The 16,742-nt window shown below is 72.0% G+C and carries 16 protein-coding genes; 6 read left to right on the forward strand and 10 right to left on the reverse strand.

All coding sequences use genetic code 11. The features are described 5' to 3' along the window. Window positions 1-113: 113 nt before the first annotated feature. Window positions 114-1,685, forward strand: a complete 1,572-nt coding sequence (locus ACPW96_RS15260; protein ID WP_425884091.1) for a DUF222 domain-containing protein — start codon at window positions 114-116, stop codon at window positions 1,683-1,685. 176 nt (window positions 1,686-1,861) lie between these two features. On the opposite strand, the gene ACPW96_RS15265 is transcribed toward ACPW96_RS15260, so the two are convergent. The 6 genes from ACPW96_RS15265 to ACPW96_RS15290 are packed head-to-tail and all read right to left on the reverse strand — an operon-like array spanning window position 1,862 to window position 7,241. Beyond that, entirely contained in the window at window positions 1,862-3,448 is a 1,587-nt protein-coding gene (locus ACPW96_RS15265) for an SDR family oxidoreductase (protein WP_425884092.1), read from the reverse strand. 28 nt (window positions 3,449-3,476) lie between these two features. Further along, on the reverse strand, window positions 3,477-4,094 hold the full coding sequence (locus tag ACPW96_RS15270) for a GNAT family N-acetyltransferase (protein ID WP_425884093.1): 618 nt from the start codon (window positions 4,092-4,094) through the stop codon (window positions 3,477-3,479). 9 nt (window positions 4,095-4,103) lie between these two features. Then, window positions 4,104-5,231 carry a sulfate/molybdate ABC transporter ATP-binding protein gene (locus tag ACPW96_RS15275; RefSeq protein ID WP_425884094.1) on the reverse strand — a complete coding sequence of 376 codons (1,128 nt, stop codon included), beginning with the start codon at window positions 5,229-5,231 and terminating at the stop codon, window positions 4,104-4,106. Between the two features lie 14 nt (window positions 5,232-5,245). Beyond that, a complete protein-coding gene (locus ACPW96_RS15280; protein ID WP_425884096.1) occupies window positions 5,246-6,052 on the reverse strand; it encodes an ABC transporter permease in 807 nt (268 codons plus the stop codon). Continuing rightward, window positions 6,049-6,846: a molybdate ABC transporter substrate-binding protein gene (gene modA, locus ACPW96_RS15285; protein ID WP_425884097.1), complete on the reverse strand. Its 798-nt coding sequence runs from the start codon at window positions 6,844-6,846 to the stop codon at window positions 6,049-6,051. The genes ACPW96_RS15280 and modA overlap by 4 nt, the downstream gene beginning before the upstream one ends. A gap of 2 nt (window positions 6,847-6,848) precedes the next feature. Then, on the reverse strand, window positions 6,849-7,241 hold the full coding sequence (locus ACPW96_RS15290) for a TOBE domain-containing protein (RefSeq protein ID WP_425820703.1): 393 nt from the start codon (window positions 7,239-7,241) through the stop codon (window positions 6,849-6,851). 114 nt (window positions 7,242-7,355) lie between these two features. Between ACPW96_RS15290 and ACPW96_RS15295 the strand changes: the two genes are divergently transcribed. The 5 genes from ACPW96_RS15295 to ACPW96_RS15315 are packed head-to-tail and all read left to right on the forward strand — an operon-like array spanning window position 7,356 to window position 11,374. After that, window positions 7,356-8,549, forward strand: a complete 1,194-nt coding sequence (locus tag ACPW96_RS15295) for a ThiF family adenylyltransferase (RefSeq protein WP_425884098.1) — start codon at window positions 7,356-7,358, stop codon at window positions 8,547-8,549. Continuing rightward, entirely contained in the window at window positions 8,546-9,793 is a 1,248-nt protein-coding gene (glp, locus tag ACPW96_RS15300) for a gephyrin-like molybdotransferase Glp (protein WP_425884099.1), read from the forward strand. The genes ACPW96_RS15295 and glp overlap by 4 nt, the downstream gene beginning before the upstream one ends. Further along, complete coding sequence (gene moaC, locus ACPW96_RS15305) at window positions 9,790-10,263, forward strand: cyclic pyranopterin monophosphate synthase MoaC (RefSeq protein ID WP_425820700.1); 474 nt, start codon at window positions 9,790-9,792, stop codon at window positions 10,261-10,263. The genes glp and moaC overlap by 4 nt, the downstream gene beginning before the upstream one ends. Continuing rightward, window positions 10,260-11,141, forward strand: a complete 882-nt coding sequence (locus tag ACPW96_RS15310) for an NTP transferase domain-containing protein (RefSeq protein ID WP_425820699.1) — start codon at window positions 10,260-10,262, stop codon at window positions 11,139-11,141. The genes moaC and ACPW96_RS15310 overlap by 4 nt, the downstream gene beginning before the upstream one ends. Continuing rightward, on the forward strand, window positions 11,141-11,374 hold the full coding sequence (locus tag ACPW96_RS15315; protein ID WP_425820698.1) for a MoaD/ThiS family protein: 234 nt from the start codon (window positions 11,141-11,143) through the stop codon (window positions 11,372-11,374). Before ACPW96_RS15310 ends, ACPW96_RS15315 begins: the two co-directional genes overlap by 1 nt. Before the next feature lie 34 nt (window positions 11,375-11,408). On the opposite strand, the gene ACPW96_RS15320 is transcribed toward ACPW96_RS15315, so the two are convergent. From ACPW96_RS15320 to ACPW96_RS15335, 4 genes are all read right to left on the reverse strand, one after another. Beyond that, window positions 11,409-11,837, reverse strand: a complete 429-nt coding sequence (locus ACPW96_RS15320; RefSeq protein ID WP_425820697.1) for a molybdenum cofactor biosynthesis protein MoaE — start codon at window positions 11,835-11,837, stop codon at window positions 11,409-11,411. After that, window positions 11,834-12,322 carry a MogA/MoaB family molybdenum cofactor biosynthesis protein gene (locus ACPW96_RS15325; RefSeq protein ID WP_425820696.1) on the reverse strand — a complete coding sequence of 163 codons (489 nt, stop codon included), beginning with the start codon at window positions 12,320-12,322 and terminating at the stop codon, window positions 11,834-11,836. The genes ACPW96_RS15320 and ACPW96_RS15325 overlap by 4 nt, the downstream gene beginning before the upstream one ends. A 9-nt stretch (window positions 12,323-12,331) precedes the next feature. After that, window positions 12,332-14,644 carry an FdhF/YdeP family oxidoreductase gene (locus ACPW96_RS15330; protein ID WP_425884100.1) on the reverse strand — a complete coding sequence of 771 codons (2,313 nt, stop codon included), beginning with the start codon at window positions 14,642-14,644 and terminating at the stop codon, window positions 12,332-12,334. Window positions 14,645-14,719: 75 nt separating this feature from the next. Then, window positions 14,720-16,738, reverse strand: coding sequence for a helicase HerA-like domain-containing protein (locus ACPW96_RS15335; protein ID WP_425884102.1), 2,019 nt, complete (start codon window positions 16,736-16,738; stop codon window positions 14,720-14,722). Window positions 16,739-16,742: the final 4 nt, after the last annotated feature.

A 16,742-nucleotide genomic window follows, 5' to 3' on the forward strand; every position in this document is an offset into this window, starting at 1 on the left:
GGGTGTCACCCAGTCCCTTTGGATTCCCACGTTGAGTGCGTCGGCTGCCGGCCCCAGCTGCAACGGGATTCGGATGGAAGTTCGAATGTCGGTGGCGCTCGATACGTTGAATCATGCGATTCTTTCCGGGAGTGGACGCGGGGCTTTCGTCGCTGCGCCGCGTGCTCGGGGAGGAGCTGACGGATGCCGGTCTGCCGGGTATGGTCTCCGGTCTCGGAGATGAGGATCTGGTCGGGGTGCTGCGAAGCACGTCGACGCTGATCCAGGCATTGGAGACCGTGCGGATCGCCGCCACAGGTGCGGTGACGGCCCGGTCCGGGCGGGAGCGTGGGCAGGGCGGGTTGGCGCAGGTGCGGGGGCACCGGTCCCCGGTGACGCTGGTGCAGGAGATCACCGGGTCCACCCGTGGTGACGCGGTGCGGCAGGTGCGGCTCGGGGAAGCCCTGCACGCGGGGGTGCCGGTGAGCGACGCGGATGCTGGCCTGACGGATGTCGGCGGAATGGTGCCGGTGCCGTGGCATGCGGGGCTGGGGGCGGCGCTGCTTGCCCGGACGATCACGTCCGCGCAGCACGACGCGATCCTCCGCGGGCTCGGCGAACCGCCCTCCACCGGGACCGGTGCTTCCGCTTCACCGTCGGCTCGCGGTGCGGACATCGGCGCCGATGCCGATGCCGATGCCGATGCCGATGCGAGCGTGGCCGCGGACGCCGTGTGGCGGGATGCGTGGACGGTGGCGGCGGAGCAGCTGATCGTAGAGGCGCCGGCGTGCACCGTGGAGGATCTGCTGCGCACCGCGCGGGCGGTGCGGGACACGCTGGACCCTGACGGGGCTGCTCGACGGTTCGATGACCGGTTCCAGGCCCGCTCGTTCCGGATGTGGGTGGACGAGCACGGCACCCGGCGCGGTTCGATCAGCTTCGATGACGAGATGGCGGCGTGGGTGCAGGCGATCACCGATTCCGCGCTGCGTCCCCGCCGCGGCGGTCCCCGGTTCGTGGACGCCGACGAAGCCGCCCGCGCCCGGCAGCTGGAGGCGGATCCGCGCACGAATGATCAACTCACCTACGACCTGATCATGGACACGCTCCGCGCCGGGGCCCTCGCCGACACCGAGCAGGTCTTCGGCACCCGGCAAGCGGGAATCCGGGTCGTGATCACCGCCGCCGCCCTGCACACCATCCCCGGCGCCACCGACGCGGATGCGAGTGCGGCGGGAGTCGGCCGATTGGAGGACACCGGCACCAGCATCCCCGCGTGGCTTGTCCGGCAACGACTGTGCGACACCGCGCAGACCACCTGTGTCACCGACCAACGCGGAAACCCTCTGTACCTGGGTCGGGAGCAACGCTTGTTCTCCGGCAAGCAACGACTCGCGCTCGCCATCCGCGATGGCGGCTGCCGATGGCGCGGATGCGACCGCCCACCCTCTTACTGCGAAGCCCACCACATCGACCACTACGACCAGGATGAGGGCCGCACCGACATCGACCGCGGGATCCTGCTCTGCCGCTTCCACCACATGCAACTCCACAACGGCGGCTGGCACATCACCCGCACCCGCCTCGACGACTTCACCCTCCACCCACCCGGCGGGCCCCCGGTCACCCTCCCTCCCAAGCTGGACCTGAAATACGCGTGGGCAAGCGTGCAACCACCACCCCGACGATTCCGGCCCGCCGCATAGGAGCGGCGGCGGGCGGAACGGAAGGTCCTGGCGCGGCCGGAGCTGGTGTCATCGGCTGGAGCTGGTGTCATGGGCCGAGATGGTGCTATCGGCCGGAGTGGGAGTGCTCGCGCGGGCGCGAGACCACGACGGAGCGGAGATGCCGACGCGAGACGCCGCGCGCCGAGCCGACGACATCAGAGGACCGACACCTCGCCCAGCGGCACAGCGGACGCGTTCTCGGCGAGCGCGGCCGCGGCCGTGATCCGGTTCGCCATCCCCGCGAAAATGAACCCATGGAAGGGCAGCACCGCCAGCCAGTACAACCTCCCACTGAGCCCGCTCGGGAAGAACACGGCCCGCTGGTCGTAGCGCGCCCCACCGGCATCCGGCGTGCACCTCATCTCCAACCAGGCCAGCCCCGGCACCTTCATCTCCGCCCGAAGACGCAGCAGAGCACCCGGCTCGATCGCCTCCACCCGCCAGAAGTCCACCGCATCCCCCACGACCAGACGGTCCCGATGCCGACGCCCCCGGCGCAAGCCCACCCCGCCGACGAGCTTGTCCATCCACCCGCGGATCGCCCACAGCAGCGGATTGGAGTACCAGCCCCGCTCCCCACCGATCCCCTGAATCACCCGCCACAGGCCATCGGGCGACGCCTCGGTCCACGCGGTCCGGACATCCGTGAATGCCACCCGCCCCGCCCAGTCCGGGTCGTTGGGCAGCGGATCGCTCGGGACCCCGAGCACCTCGCCATCCTGCCAACTCGTCTCGATATCGTCCTGCTTCACCTTTCCGAGAGCCAGATCCACCGCCCGGCGATACGAGGTGAGACCGCCCTCCGGCCGCGGGATCAGCTCGTCGATCGCGTGATCCTTCACGATGCACTCGTTCTGCAGGGACTCCACCAACGGCATCGCGACCCGACGAGGGATCGGCGTGACGAGATTCACCCAGTGCGACGCGAGCCGCGGGGTCAGCACCGGCAGCGCCGCGATCGCCCGCTGCGGCAGCCCCGCCTCGACCGCATAGCCGTTCATCATCTGGCCGTAGCGCAGCACATCCGGCCCCCCGATGTCGACGGCACGGTTGACGTCCGGCGCCACCCGAGCCGCCCCGAGCAGGTAGTGCAGCACGTCCCGAACGGCGATCGGCTGGATGCGGTTGCGCACCCACTTCGGCGCCGGCATGTACGGCAGCACATCGGTCAGATGCCGCACCATCTCGAACGAGGCAGAGCCCGACCCGATCACCACACCGGCCTGCAGCACGAGCGTCGGCACGCCGCTGTCCATCAGGATCTCTCCCACCTCGACCCGCGACCGCAGGTGCGGGGACAGCGCGATGCCGTCCGGATGCAGCCCGCCGAGGTAGACGATGCGCCCGACGGATGCCGCGGCCGCCGCGCCCGCGACGGCGTTCGCCGCCCGGCGATCCGCATCCTCGAACCCCGTGCCCGCGCCCATCGAGTGGACGAGGTAATAGAGCACATCGATATCCCGCGCGGCCTCGGCGACCGCCCCGGCATCCGTCGCGTCGCCGGTGACGACCTCGACACGACTCCCCCACTCGAACGCCGCAACCCGCGCCGCATCCCGAGCGAGCACCCGCACCCGGTAGCCGGCAGCGAGCAGCCGCGGCACGAGGCGACCACCGATATACCCCGTTGCTCCGAGCACCAATGCGCGCGGGGCGGTCCCATCCGCACGCTGCACGGCCACGAGCGCAGGCTCGCGGCCTGTCGGCGCGGCCGAGGGCGAGGAGAGCGGGAGCGAGGTCATGCCTCGACGCTACGCCCGTTCCGGAGGGTCAGGCCGGGATCCGACCTCCCGGGGACAGCAGGCGACCGAACGCTCGCGAGCCGGGCTCGGAGGGAAGCGCCGTGAACCCCACCCGAGGATAGAACAGCACGGCTCCGGTGTTCTCCTCGGATGCCACGAGGTGCACCCCGGCGACACCCCGCGCCGCCAGCGCGGCCAGCAGCCTGTCGATCAGCCGACGACCGAAACCCTGGCCCTGCAGCTCCGGAAGCAGGTCGATGTGCAGGTGCGCCGGGAACTCGGCCGCGTGCCGCGCGCGCCCGGGCGCGCGGTTCTCGGCGTACGCGATGATGCCCCGCTCCCGCTCCCCCGCGCCGTCCGGCGGGTACCGGTCGCGCACCGACGGCCACCACGACTGCGCGAACCAGCGCTCGAAGTCGTCGGTGTCGGGCGCGGCCACGATGTATCCGACCACCCGACCGTCGTCCGTCTCCACGACGAAGGCGAGGTCGGGATGCCTGACGGCATAGGGCAACGCGAAGATGTCGGCCCACAGCTGGTCGTCCCGGAACATCCCGGTGGCGTCTCCCCCGGCGTCGGCCGTCCGGACGCAGATCTCGGTGAGCGCCGGCTCGTCGCCGGGGCGGAAGGGGCGGATGTCGGTCACCGCTCGACCCTACCCACTCGCGCCAGGCTGCAACCGGACATCGCTCGCAGCCACCCGCAGCCGGACGGGAGCACCTGCCGTGAGGCGCAGCTCAGCGGCCGTGGTCGTCGGCACGTCCACCGCGACCGCCGGCTCGGCCGTGTGCACCCGCACCCCGGCCGGCGTCTGCTCCAGCCGCACGACGCGCGCGAGCCAGGAACCGGCGTCGGTCCGGTCTGTGGCCGCGCGAGCGACGCCCGCCGACTCGGGCGGCCGATCGATCCTCACCGCGCCCGGACGGAACACCGCGACCAGCGGCACCCCATCCGGAGCCGCCGCCGCCCGCGATGCGGCATCCACGCCCTCGAAGAAGACCCGCGCACGCGGGGACCCGCCGCGCCATCCGCCCGCGTGCGAAGTTCCCTCCAGGCGATTGAGCCCCGCCACCGCGGCGGCGAACCGCGTGGCGGGAGCCTCCAGCACGTCGCGCACGTTCCCCGCCTGGCTCACTCGCCCGCCCTCGATCAGCACGAGCCGTGAGGCGACGGCCACCGCATCGACCGCATCGTGGGTCACGAAGACCGCGGTGACCTGCGCCTCGGCCAGCTGCTCCTGCAGCATCCCCCGGATCTCGCCGGCGGTCTCCGGGTCGAGCGAGGTGAGCGGCTCGTCGAGCAGCAGCAGGCGAGGGGATGCCGCAAGCGCCCGTGCGATCGCCACCCGCTGCTGCTGCCCCCCGGAGAGGTCCGAGGGCCGGCGATCGCCGATGCCGGGCAGGCCGACATGCACGAGCCACCCGTCGGCACCCCGGCCCGCATCCGCCCGCGAGACGCCGCGGGATCGCTGCCCGAAGGCGACGTTCTCGCGCGCGGTCAGATGCGGGAAAAGCCGAGGCTCCTGCCCGAGCAGAGCCACGCCTCGCTTCTCGGGTCGCACGTGCAGCGGCGGGTGGCTCGCGGCGACCTCCTGATCGCCGATGCGGATGCGCCCGTCGGTCATGTGCACCAGCCCCGCGACGGCCTCGAGCAGGGTGGACTTGCCGGCGCCGCTCGGCCCCATCACCGCCACGATCTCCCCCGGCGCAGCGGTCACCGCGACGTCGAGGCGGAAGCCGGTGCGGCGGACGATCACGACGCGGGCGTCGAGGGAGGCGCCCATCCCGCCGGGCGCTTTCACCGGGCCGTCCCGGGGCGCCATCCGCGCACCAGCAGCAGCACGGCGAGCGCCGTGACGAGCAGCAGCAGGGAGAGCGCCACCGCGGTGCCCTGACCGACGCCGGAGCCGTTGAATGCGGTGTAGATCGCGAGGGGCATCGTCTGCGTCACACCGGGCGCGTTGCCCGCGAACAGAGCCGTCGCACCGAACTCGCCGATCGCGCGGGCGAAGCAGAGCACGACCCCCGCGATCAATCCGGGTGCGGCGAGCGGAAGGGTGACCCGGCGGAGGATCGTCCAGCGACCGGCGCCGAGGGTGGCCGCCACGCGCTCGTATCCGACGCCGGCCGTGCGCAGCGACCCTTCGAGGGCGAGCACAAGGAACGGGAGGGCGACGAACGCCTGCGCCAGCACCACCGCCGTGGTCGTGAACGGGATGCGGAGCCCCCACACGTCCTCCAGCAGGGCGCCGAGCGGTCCGCTGCGCCCGAACAGGAAGAGCAGCGCCACGCCTCCGACCATGGGAGGCAGCACCAGCGGCACCGTCACCAGCACCCGCAGCAGCGCCGACACCCGGGGACCGGACCGCGCGATCACGAGCGCCAAGGGCACGCCGAGCACGACGCAGATGCCCGTCGCGATGAGGCCCGTGCGAAGAGAGAGAAGCAGGGCGTCGACCGCGGCCGGCGAGGTGATGTCGGCCCAGAGCGTGCTCCACTCGACCCTCGCGACGAGCGCCCCCAGTGGCACGACCAGCAGGGCGAGACCGAGGATCGCCGGCACGGCGAGCACGGGCGGCAGAAACGCGCGGTCATCTCGCCTCACGGTGCCCCGAAGCCGTGGTCGGCAAGGATCCGCTGCCCCCGCGCCCCGGTCACGAAGTCGACGAACGCGCGAGCGGCCTCCGGCTGGGCCGACTCGGTGAGGGCGGCGATCGGGTACCGGTTGACGATGTCGGCGGCGCCCTCCGGCGCCATGCTCTCGACGTCTGCGCGATCGATGACATCGGTGCGGTAGACGAGCCCGGCGTCCGCGTCGCCGGAAGCGACCTTCGTCAGCACGGCCGTGACGTTCTGCTCCAGGCTGGCGGGCGTGACGGTCACCCCCGCGGCGTCGAGCAGTCTCTGCGACGACGCACCGCAGGGGACCTCCGGTTCGCACAGCACAACCGTCACTCCCGGATCGGCGAGGTCCGCGAGGCTCGTGACGTCGGCAGGGTTGCCTGCCGGTGTCGCCAGCACGAGAGTGTTGGTCGCGAAGATCTCGCTGGAGCCGTCGAGAAGCGCGTCGACCTTGCCCATGTTCGTCTCGTCGGCCGACGCGAAGACGTCGGCCTGCGCGCCCTCCTGCAGCTGCCTGGCCAACGTGCTCGACCCGTCGTAGACGATGGGGCGGATGTCGATGGCGGCGTTCTCAGACTCGAAAGCCGCCGCCAGCTCATCGAAGGCGGTCGACAGGGACGCGGCCGCGTAGATCGTGAGCTCGGCCCTCAGTGCGCCCCCGCTCGACGGCGAGGCCACCGGCGGCTCGGGGCTCCCGGACGGCGTAGCGCACCCTCCCAGCGCCAGGATCGGCGCGAGGAGCGCCGCCGACAGCGCGAGAGCTGCACGCCGTCTCACGCTCAGCCCTTCGGAGTCTCGACGATGACGTTCGTTGCCTTCACCACGGCAACGGCAAGCGAGCCGACCTCGAGCCCGAGCTCGTCCACGGCCTCGGCGGACATGAGCGAGACGACGCGGTGGGGTCCGGCCTGGATGTCCACCTGCGCCATGACACCGTCGACCTGCACACGTGTCACGAGCCCGACGAAGCGATTGCGTGCGCTCGAGAGCACGTCGGCAGGGTCCGCCGCACCGCGCGCCAGCTCTACGGCACGGGCGGCGAGGGCATCACCGGGCACCTCGGCGGGCGACACTCCAGTGGTCGGCAGCGCCCCCTGCTCGATCCAGCGACGCACCGTGTCGTCGCTCACGCCCAGAAGCCGTGCGGCCTCGACGACCTTGAATGATGGCACACTCCGACCGTATCACCGCAGATGCGGGTTGAGCCCCCGAATTGAGCCGCGCGTGCGGGCTGCGGGCCGATTCGCAGACACCCGCCTCGGCCGCCGCGCGGCTAGCCTGGGAGCATGCCGCTGCCCCCGCTCGTCGAACCGATTCCGGCCCTGAGCCCGGCCGAACGCGCGCGCACCGCACGCCACACGAGCCTTGCCGCCCTCGGCGAGGTCGGGCAGCGGCGCCTCGCCGCCGCACACGTCGCGGTGATCGGCGCCGGCGGCCTCGGCTCCCCCGTCATGCTGGCCCTCGCCGCGGCTGGGGTGGGCACGCTGACCGTGATCGACGACGACGCGGTCGAGGCATCCAATCTTCAGCGGCAGGTGATGCACCGGCTCTCCGACGTCGGGTCGCCCAAGGTGGCGAGCGCCACCCGCGTCGCCGCGGACCTCTCCCCCGAGACGCGCGTCCTGACCCGGGAGGTGCGTCTGAGCGCCGAGAACGCGGCCGGCCTCCTCGCCGGCGCCGACCTCGTCATCGACGGAAGCGACACCTTCGACACGCGGGAGGCCGTCGCCGCGGCATGCGAGCAGCTCGGCCTGCCGCTCGTGTGGGGCACCGTGCAGGCCTTCGATGCGCAGGTCACCGTCTTCTGGTCATCGCCGCCCGAGGGCTTCCCTGCCGTGCGCCTGTCGGACCTCTACCCGCACGGAAGCACCGGCGACGTGCCCACGTGCGCGATGGTGGGCGTGCTCGGCGCCCTCTGCATGCAGGTCGGCTCGCTCATGGCGACCGAGGCCATAAAGCTCATCGCCGGCATCGGCGAGCCACTTCTCGGCCGCGTCCTCGTGCTCGACTCGCTCCGGTCACGCCAGAGCGAAGTGCCTCTCCGGCCCGGTCGGACGGCGGCATCCGACCACATAGCGCGACCGACCGCAACGTCGACCGCATCCGCCACCGCCAACCCCGCCACCCCCGCGCCCGTCATCCCGGCACCCGCCACCCCCACCCCCGCCATCCCTGCGGTGGCGTCGATGTCGGCCCGCGAGCTCGCCGAGGCGCTCGCCTCGGCGAGCCCGCCCGCCCTGCTCGACGTGCGTGAAGCCCTCGAGGTCGCCGACGAGCCGATGCCCGGAGCCCACCACGTGCCGCTCGCCACCGTACTGGGCGACCCCTCCGCGATCGCCGGCCCGGTCGTCGTGGTGTGCCAGGCGGGGACCCGCGCCCGCCGTGCGGCAGAGGCGCTGACCGCCGTGGGAGTGCCCGCCACGGTACTGACCGGCGGGATGAACGCATGGCGCCAGGCGTTCGCGGATCGCACGGCATGACCGGCGACCTCCGCTCGGTAGAGCGCCACCTCGCCGAGATCCTGGCCGCGCTGCAGCCCCTCGCAGGCGAGTCCGTACCCGTCGGCGGTGCCCGCGGGCGCACCCTGGCGGCGCCGCTGCGTGCGGCCGTGGACATCCCGGTCTTCGACAACTCCGCGATGGACGGCTTCGCCGTGCGCCTCGAGGATGTCGCGATCGCTCGTCCCGACGCGCCCGTGCGCCTGCGCGTCGTCGCCGACCTGCCGGCGGGCACCGACCTCGATCCTCCGTTGCGCCCGGGAGAGGCGGCCCGCATCATGACGGGCGCCCCGATCCCCTCGGCGGCCGATGCCATCGTCCCCTTCGAGGAGACGGAAGGCGGACTGGCGGACTCGCTCGACGTGGTGGCCGTCACCCACGCGCCTCGGCGCGCCGGCGTCCACATCCGCCGCCGCGCGGAGGATGCCGCCATCGGCGACGAGCTGCTGCCGAAGGGGACTCTCGTGGGCGCGCTGCAGGCGGCTGCCGCCGCGGCGGCGGGGGTCACCCACGTGTCCGTCGCGCAGACGCCGCGAGTCGCCATCGTCTCCACCGGCTCCGAGCTGGTGGCCGCGGGCGGGGCGCTGCAGCGCGGGCAGATCCCCGAGTCGAACTCGGAGCTGCTGATGGGCCTCGCACTCGAGGCGGGAGCCGGAGTGGTGCTGCGACGGAGCGTTCCGGACGACCCGCACGCGCTGCGCGAGGCGATCGCACACGCCGACGACGTCGGGGCGGATGTCGTGGTCTTCTCGGGCGGCGTCAGCGCCGGCGCCTACGAGGTCGTGAAGGGCACCCTGGGACCAGCCGGTGAGATGGGGTTCTTCAGGGTGGCCATGCAGCCCGGCAAGCCGCAGGGCTTCGGCCACGTGCCGGGAGGCGCCCTCCTCTTCGGACTGCCGGGCAACCCGGTCAGCGCCGCGGTGTCGTTCGAGGTGTTCGTGCGACCCGCCCTGCTCGCGCTCCAGGGGCGCGCCGACATCCAGCGCCCGGTGCTCCGCCTTCCGGCCGCCGCCGCGTGGCGCACACCCCCCGGTCGTCGCCAGTACCTGCCGGTCGCACTGGACCGCACCGACCCGTCCGCCTGGACGGTCCGACCGGCCACGTCCGGCGGCTCCGGCTCGCACCTGGCCGGTGGCCTGGGTCGTGCGGAGGCCTACGCGGTGGTCGCCGCGGAGGTCGAAGCGGTCGAGGTCGGCGACCTGGTCGATGTCATGCTGATCTCATGAGCTTCACGCACCTCGATGACGCCGGGAACGCCCGCATGGTCGACGTCACCGACAAACAGCCGACCGTGCGCTCCGCCACCGCGCGGGGGTTCGTGAGGTGCGGGGCGGATGTCGTGGCCGCCCTTCGCGACGGCACCGTGCCGAAGGGCGACGTGCTCGCCGTCGCCCGCATCGCCGGCATCCAGGGCGCGAAGAAGTGCGCCGAACTGCTCCCGCTCGCACACGTCATCGGCGTGCACGGCGCCTCGGTGGACCTCTCCATCGAGGACGAGGGCGTCGCCGTCGAAGCGACGGTCCGCACGGCCGACCGCACGGGCGTGGAGATGGAGGCGCTGACCGCGGTGAGTGTCGCGGCGCTTGCGATCGTCGACATGGTGAAGGGCCTCGACAAGGCCGTCGAGATCGAGAACGTACGGCTGATCGCCAAGGAGGGCGGTCGATCCGGCTCGTGGGTGCGGCCGGGCGTATGAACCGGCCCCTCGGTGCGATCATCGTGGCGGGGGGACGCGCCTCCCGCATGGGCGGTGCGCGCAAGCCCCTCTTGACGGTCGGAGGCACCGGCCTGCTGCGCGGCGCCCTCGATGCCGCGATAGCCGCCGAGTGCTCGCCGATCGTCGTGGCCGGCCCGACACTGCTGGACGACCCAACCGTGCGATGGGTGCGCGAGCAGCCGCCCTTCGGCGGGCCGGTGGCCGGCATCCTGGCGGCACTGCCCGCCGTCGACGGCGCCGAGACCGTGCTCGTGCTCGCCGCCGATCTGCCCCGTGCGCAGGATGCGGTCCCGTACCTGCTCGCCGCAGCGGCCCTCGCTCCGTGGGCCGACGGCCTGTGCCTCGCCGACGACGGCGGTCGTCCCCAGTGGCTGACGGGGCTCTACCGCACCGCGGCACTGCGCGAGGGCGCCGCCCGGATGACGGATGCCGGGGCCGGCGCGTCGATGCGCGAACTGCTCAGCGACCTCGAGATCGGCACCGTCCGAGCGCCGGGAGGCATCGCCGCCGATGTCGACACGTGGCAGGATCTGATCAGGGCGCGGCGCTCGGCCGCTGCCTCCAGCACCCGAGGAGCAGCCATGGCAGAGTCAAACCGCACACAGCCGCCAGAAGCCCTCGACGCGTGGGCCGAGGCGCTCCGCGAGCGGCTCGGCTTCTCGGCCGAGGAGCTGCCGGTCTCCCTGATCCTCGACCTGGCCCGGGACGTGGCGAACGACGTGACCCGTCCGGCTGCGCCGCTCAGCACCTTCGCCGCCGGGCTGGCGGCGGGGCGCCGCGGAGGGTCGGCCGCCGACATCGACGCCGTCGTCGAAGAGGTCTCCCAGCTCGCGGAGACGTGGAACGCGAGGCCGTGATGGCACGAGTCCGCTACTTCGCCGCCGCCGAGGAGGCCGCCGGTCTCGACACCGAGACCCGGTTCGAGGCGAGCCTGGGCGAGCTGCGCGCCGCGCTCGGAGCCGAGCACCCCGACCTCGGCGCGATACTCCCCCGCTGCGCGGTGCTGGTCGACGGGTCCCGCGCGGATGACGACGCCGCTCTCGGGCAGGACTCGCTGGTCGACGTGCTGCCGCCCTTCGCGGGCGGCTGAGCCGTCTCAGCGCAGACGGTGACTCGGGGACGACTCAACCCCCGAGGCCCTTCCACGCGGTCGAGCCGTCGGCCTCGATCTGCCGCTTCCAGACGGGCAGCTCCCGCTTGATCGCCTCGATCACCTCGCGGCACACATCGAAGGCCTCGGCACGGTGCGGCGACGCAACGGCGATCACCACGGCGGCGTCGCCGACGCCCAGCCGCCCGATCCGATGGCTCACCGCGACGAGGGCCGCGGTGTCGCCGATCGCCCTCCCGGCGATCGCCTGGAGCGCCGCCTCCGCATCCGGGTGGGCCGAGTACTCCAGCGCGACGACTTCGCCCGCGGCATCCGGATCGTGATCGCGCACGCGCCCGACGAAGGTCGTCACCGCGCCCGCCGACGCGTCGTCGATGGCGCTCAGGTGGGCGTCGAGGTCGAGCGGGCTCGAACTGATCCTCGCGAGGCGCACGCCGGTCATCCGTGGTCCCCTCCCGCCAGCTGGTCGATCACATGGCGCGCCACCGAGAGCACGATCGGCATGCCGGATGCCACCCCCGCCGGTGACCCGGGCAGGTTCACGATGAGGGCGTGCCCCGTGACCCCGGCGAGGCCCCGCGTGAGCATCCCCGCCGGCTTCTCGGCCGCACCGGCGCGGCGCAGCTCCTCGGCGATCCCCGGGACGGCGCGCTCGAGCACGACAGAGGTGCCTTCGGGCGTCGCGTCGCGCGGCCCGACGCCCGTGCCCCCGGAAGTGATGATGAGCCGCGCGCCTGCCGCGAGCGCCGCCCGCAGCGCCGAGGTCACGCTGTCGGCGCCGTCCGCGACGATCGTGGCGTCGAGGCACGCGAAACCGGCCGTCCGCAGGGCGTCGACCGCCACGGGGCCCGAGGCATCCACCCGCTCACCCCGCGCCGAGCGATCCGAGACGGTGATCACGGCGGCGGTCAGGGGCGTAGCGGACATGCACTCACTTTATGGCGCGCGCCGCTCGAGCCGGATGACGATCGACTTAGACGTCGGAGTGCCGCTGCCCTCGGCGACGGAGTCGAGGGGCACCAGCACGTTCGTCTCGGGATAGTACGCGGCGGCGTTGCCGCGGGGCGTGCGGTACCCGACGATCCGGAACGCCTCGGCTCGCCGCTCTTCTGTGTGCCCGGATGCCGTGGGCCACTCCGACACGAGATCGACGATGTCGCCCTCCGCGAAGCCTCGCTCCTGGATGTCGCGGGGGTGCACGAAGACGACGCGGCGGCCGTCGTGGATGCCGCGATACCGGTCGTCCTTGCCGTACACCGTGGTGTTGTACTGGTCGTGGGAGCGGAGCGTCTGCAGCAGCAGCCGGCCGCGCGGGATGCGGGGATACTCCAGCGGGTTGGCCGTGAAGCGCGCCCGGCCGGTCTCCGTAGCGAAGCGCCGCTCGTCGCGGGGGCCGTTCGGCAGCGACAGCGTCGCCCCCTTGTCGATTCGACGGTCGTAGTCCTCGAAGCCGGGGATGGTGTCGGCGATGTGCCCACGGATGCGGCCGTAGTCCGCCTCCAGCGCCGTCCAGTCGGCGCGCGGGGTGTCGGGTCGTCCCTCGAACACCAGCGCGCAGAGCCGGGCGAGGATCGCCACCTCGCTGAGCAGGTCCTCGCTCGGTGGGGCGAGTCGCCCACGCGAGGAATGCACGGCGCCCATCGAGTCCTCCACCGAAACGCGCTGTTCCGCTCCGCCGCGGCGGTCGCGGTCCGTGCGTCCGAGCGTCGGGATGAGGAGCGCCCGCCGACCCGTCACGACATGCGAACGGTTCAGCTTCGTCGACACCTGGACCGACAACTCTGTGCGGCGAAGCGCCGCTTCGGTGACCGCGGTGTCGGGGGCGGCCATCACGAAGTTGCCGCCCATGCCCATGAACACCCGCACCTTGCCGTCGCGCATCGCGCGGATCGCCTCCACGGTGTCGTACCCGTGCGGGCGCGGTGCGGTGAAGGAGAACTCCCGGTCGAGCGCGGACAGGAACGCCTCGGACGGCTTCTCGTAGATCCCCATCGTGCGGTCGCCCTGCACGTTCGAGTGCCCGCGGACGGGGCAGACGCCGGCGCCCGGCCGGCCGATGTTGCCCTGCAGGAGCAGCACGTTGACGAGGTCGCGCAGCGTCGGAACCGAGTGCTTGTGCTGCGTCAGGCCCATCGCCCAGCAGATGATCGTCGCCTTCGAGTGCCGCACGGTCTCACCGACGGCACGCAGCGTCTTCTCCGGCACGCCGGTCGCGGTCACGAGCTCCCGCCACGGCATCGCCCGCACGGCGTCGGCATACTCGTCGAACCCGTCGGTGTAGTCCTCGATGAAGGCCCGATCGAGCACGCCGCCCTCGGCATCCTCCGCTTCCAGCAGGTGCTTGCCGATCGCCTGGAACAGCGCCTGGTCCCCGCCGAGCCGGATCTGCACATACCGGTCAGCGAGCTTCGTGCCGCCCAGCAGCATCCCCTTCGGCGTCTGCGGATTCTTGAAGCGGGTCAGCCCGGCTTCCGGCAGAGGGTTCACGGCGATGATGGTCGCGCCGTTCGCCTTGGCCTTCTCGAGGGCCCTCAGCATGCGCGGGTGGTTGGTCCCCGGGTTCTGTCCGGCCACGATGAGAAGGTCGGCCTCGTGGATGTCGGTGATCGACACCGTCCCCTTGCCGATGCCGATCGTCGCGCCGAGCGCCACGCCGCTGGATTCGTGGCACATGTTCGAGCAGTCGGGAAGGTTGTTCGTGCCGAGCCCTCGCACCAGCAGCTGATACAGGAAGGCGGCCTCGTTCGAGGTGCGACCGGAGGTGTAGAAGACCGCCTCGTTCGGGTCCTCGAGGTTGCGCAGGGCATCCGCGATCTCACGCAGGGCCTCGTGCCACGTGATGGCCCGGTAGTGCGTGGCACCCTCATCCAGGATCATCGGATGCGTCAGCCGTCCCTGCTGTCCCAGCCAGTAGTCGTCGTGCTCGCTCAGGTCCTCGAGCGAGTGCTCGGCGAAGAACTCGGGCGTGATCCGGCGTATCGTCGCCTCCTCGGCGACGGCCTTCGCCCCGTTCTCGCAGAACTCCGCGATGTGCCGCTTGTCCTCCTCCGGCCAGGCGCAGCCGGGGCAGTCGAAGCCGTCCTTCTGGTTCACCTTCAGCAGGGTCTGCGCCGAGCGCAGCACACCCATCTGCTCGATCGAGTACTGCACGGCGTGCATCACGCCGGGAATGCCGACAGCCGACTTCTTGCTGCCGGTGACCCGGACGCGCGCCTCGTCGATGTCTGCTGTGGGAGGCCTCTTCGCCATACCTCCATGCTAAGTCGGGCGCGCCGAGTCAGCGCCGTCCGCTCCCGATGAACGGAAGCGGTCGCGCCGGTGCGCTCAGCGCCGGCCGATTCCGAACACCCCGCGGATCACGCCGTTCAACAGCGTCTGGGTGGTCTTGGACCCGAGAACCTGCTCGATCGTCGACTTCTGCGGCCGCGATGTCGTGCGACTGGTGCCCGAGGTCTTCTTGAGCAGCCGGTCGTACTCCGCCCGAGCCTTCTTGTCGGCCGCCGCCTCGGCCTTGTCGATGGCGGCCCGCTGCTTCGCGAATTCGGCGTCGGCCTTAGCCTTCTCGAGGGCGGCGCGCTCCGCGTCATCCGCCGCCGCCGCCGCATTCATCCGCACCGTCAGGATCTCCCTGGCCGACTCCCGATCGATCGTCGCACCATAGGTCGCCAGCAGGGGGGATGCCGCGACCGCCGCGTCGATCTGCGCGTCCGGCGTCGGCGACATCAGCCCTTGGGGTGCGCGCAGCCGGGTCCACGCTACGGGCGTCGGGGCGCCCTTCTCGCTCATCACGGTCACGATCGCCTCGCCGGTGCCCAGTTCCTGCAGGGTGCGCTCCAGGTCGTATCCCGACTTCGGGTAGGTGCCGACCGTGGCTCGGAGCGCCTTCGCGTCATCGGGGGTGAAGGCCCGCAGCGCGTGCTGGATGCGCGAGCCCAGCTGCGCGAGCACGTCCGACGGGACGTCCTTGGGCGTCTGGGTCACGAAGAACACGCCGACGCCCTTCGAGCGGATCAGCCGGACGGTCTGCGTGATCGCGGAGAGGAAGTCCTTGGACGCGTCGCGGAACAGCAGGTGCGCCTCGTCGAAGAAGAACACGAGCTTCGGCTTGTCGACATCCCCCACCTCCGGCAGGAGCTCGAAAAGCTCGGCCAGCAGGTACATCAGGAATGTGGAGAACAGCTCCGGCTTGTCGGCGACGCCCGGGACCTCCAGCAGGCTGATGATCCCGCGGCCATCGGGGGCGGTGCGAAGGAACTCCTCCACGCTGAACTCGGGCTCGCCGAAGAACACGTCCGCACCGCCGTCGGCGAACGTGATCAGCTCCCGCAGGATGACGCCCGCCGTGGCCTTCGACAGCCCGCCGAGTCCGTCGAGCTCTGGCTTGCCGTCCTCGCTCGTGAGGTAGGTGAGCACTGCGCGCAGGTCCGCGAGGTCGACCAGCGGCAGCCCCTCTCGATCGGCGTAGTGGAAGACCAGGCCGAGGCTCGATTCCTGGGTCTGGTTGAGGCCGAGCACCTTGCTGAGCAGCAGCGGTCCGAATCCGGTCACGGTCGCCCGCACCGGGACGCCCTTGCTGGTCCCCGAACCTGCCGAAGGGCCGCCGAGGGCGTAGTACTCGGTGACGGATGCCGCGGGTTTCCAGTCCTGGCCGATCGCCCTCGTGCGCGCCAGCAGCTTCTCGTTCGCCTCACCCGGGGTGGCGACTCCGGAGAGGTCGCCCTTGATGTCCGCGGCGAAGACGGGCACGCCGTTGGCGGCGAGCTGCTCGGCGAGGCCCTGGAGAGTTCGGGTCTTGCCCGTTCCCGTGGCCCCGGCGACGAGGCCGTGGCGGTTCATCATCGCGAGGGGGATGCGGATCTGCGCCTCGGCGACCGGCTCACCGTTCTGCAGCGCACCGAGGTCGAGTGTCGCCGCCTCGAACGTGTAGCCCCGCACGATGGCGGCGATCTGCTCGGCGTCGAGCGGGCCGACTTCTGGCGCTGGCGGGACTTCTGGCGCAGCCGGCGCTTCAGTCGGGGCGGGCGCTTCGGGGGTGGGCGCTTTATGCGTGGGCGCTTCGGTCGTTGCGGGCGCTTCAGACCTGACGGGCGCTTCGGGGGTGGGCGCTTCATGCGTGGGCGCTTCGGTCGTTGCGGGCGCTTCGGACCTGACGGGCGCTTCGCTGGAGGACGCCGCACCGGCGGCCGCCTTCAGCGCCGCCGCCTCGGCCGCCGCGAGCGCGGCCCTTGCCCGAGCCGCCTTCACCTCGGCCTCGGCGGCCTCGGATTCGGCCCGAAGACGGGCCAACTCGGCTTCGGCTGCAGCGACCGCGGGATCGGTGACGTCGGCTCCTGGGTCGCTCATGGGC

The organism is Micromonospora sp. DT81.3 (assembly GCF_049847225.1).
Lineage (GTDB): Bacteria > Actinomycetota > Actinomycetes > Actinomycetales > Microbacteriaceae > Microbacterium.

What these genes read in the sequence shown, in the direction of transcription:
- ACPW96_RS15260 (WP_425884091.1), top strand. Translation starts at nt 114, where the DNA reads ATGCGATTCTTTCCGGGAGTGGACGCGGGGCTTTCGTCGCTGCGCCGC.
- ACPW96_RS15265 (WP_425884092.1), bottom strand. Translation starts at nt 3,448, where the DNA reads ATGACCTCGCTCCCGCTCTCCTCGCCCTCGGCCGCGCCGACAGGCCGC.
- ACPW96_RS15275 (WP_425884094.1), bottom strand. Translation starts at nt 5,231, where the DNA reads ATGGGCGCCTCCCTCGACGCCCGCGTCGTGATCGTCCGCCGCACCGGC.
- ACPW96_RS15295 (WP_425884098.1), top strand. Translation starts at nt 7,356, where the DNA reads ATGCCGCTGCCCCCGCTCGTCGAACCGATTCCGGCCCTGAGCCCGGCC.
- glp (WP_425884099.1), top strand. Translation starts at nt 8,546, where the DNA reads ATGACCGGCGACCTCCGCTCGGTAGAGCGCCACCTCGCCGAGATCCTG.
- moaC (WP_425820700.1), top strand. Translation starts at nt 9,790, where the DNA reads ATGAGCTTCACGCACCTCGATGACGCCGGGAACGCCCGCATGGTCGAC.
- ACPW96_RS15310 (WP_425820699.1), top strand. Translation starts at nt 10,260, where the DNA reads ATGAACCGGCCCCTCGGTGCGATCATCGTGGCGGGGGGACGCGCCTCC.
- ACPW96_RS15315 (WP_425820698.1), top strand. Translation starts at nt 11,141, where the DNA reads ATGGCACGAGTCCGCTACTTCGCCGCCGCCGAGGAGGCCGCCGGTCTC.
- ACPW96_RS15320 (WP_425820697.1), bottom strand. Translation starts at nt 11,837, where the DNA reads ATGACCGGCGTGCGCCTCGCGAGGATCAGTTCGAGCCCGCTCGACCTC.
- ACPW96_RS15325 (WP_425820696.1), bottom strand. Translation starts at nt 12,322, where the DNA reads ATGTCCGCTACGCCCCTGACCGCCGCCGTGATCACCGTCTCGGATCGC.
- ACPW96_RS15330 (WP_425884100.1), bottom strand. Translation starts at nt 14,644, where the DNA reads ATGGCGAAGAGGCCTCCCACAGCAGACATCGACGAGGCGCGCGTCCGG.
- ACPW96_RS15335 (WP_425884102.1), bottom strand. Translation starts at nt 16,738, where the DNA reads ATGAGCGACCCAGGAGCCGACGTCACCGATCCCGCGGTCGCTGCAGCC.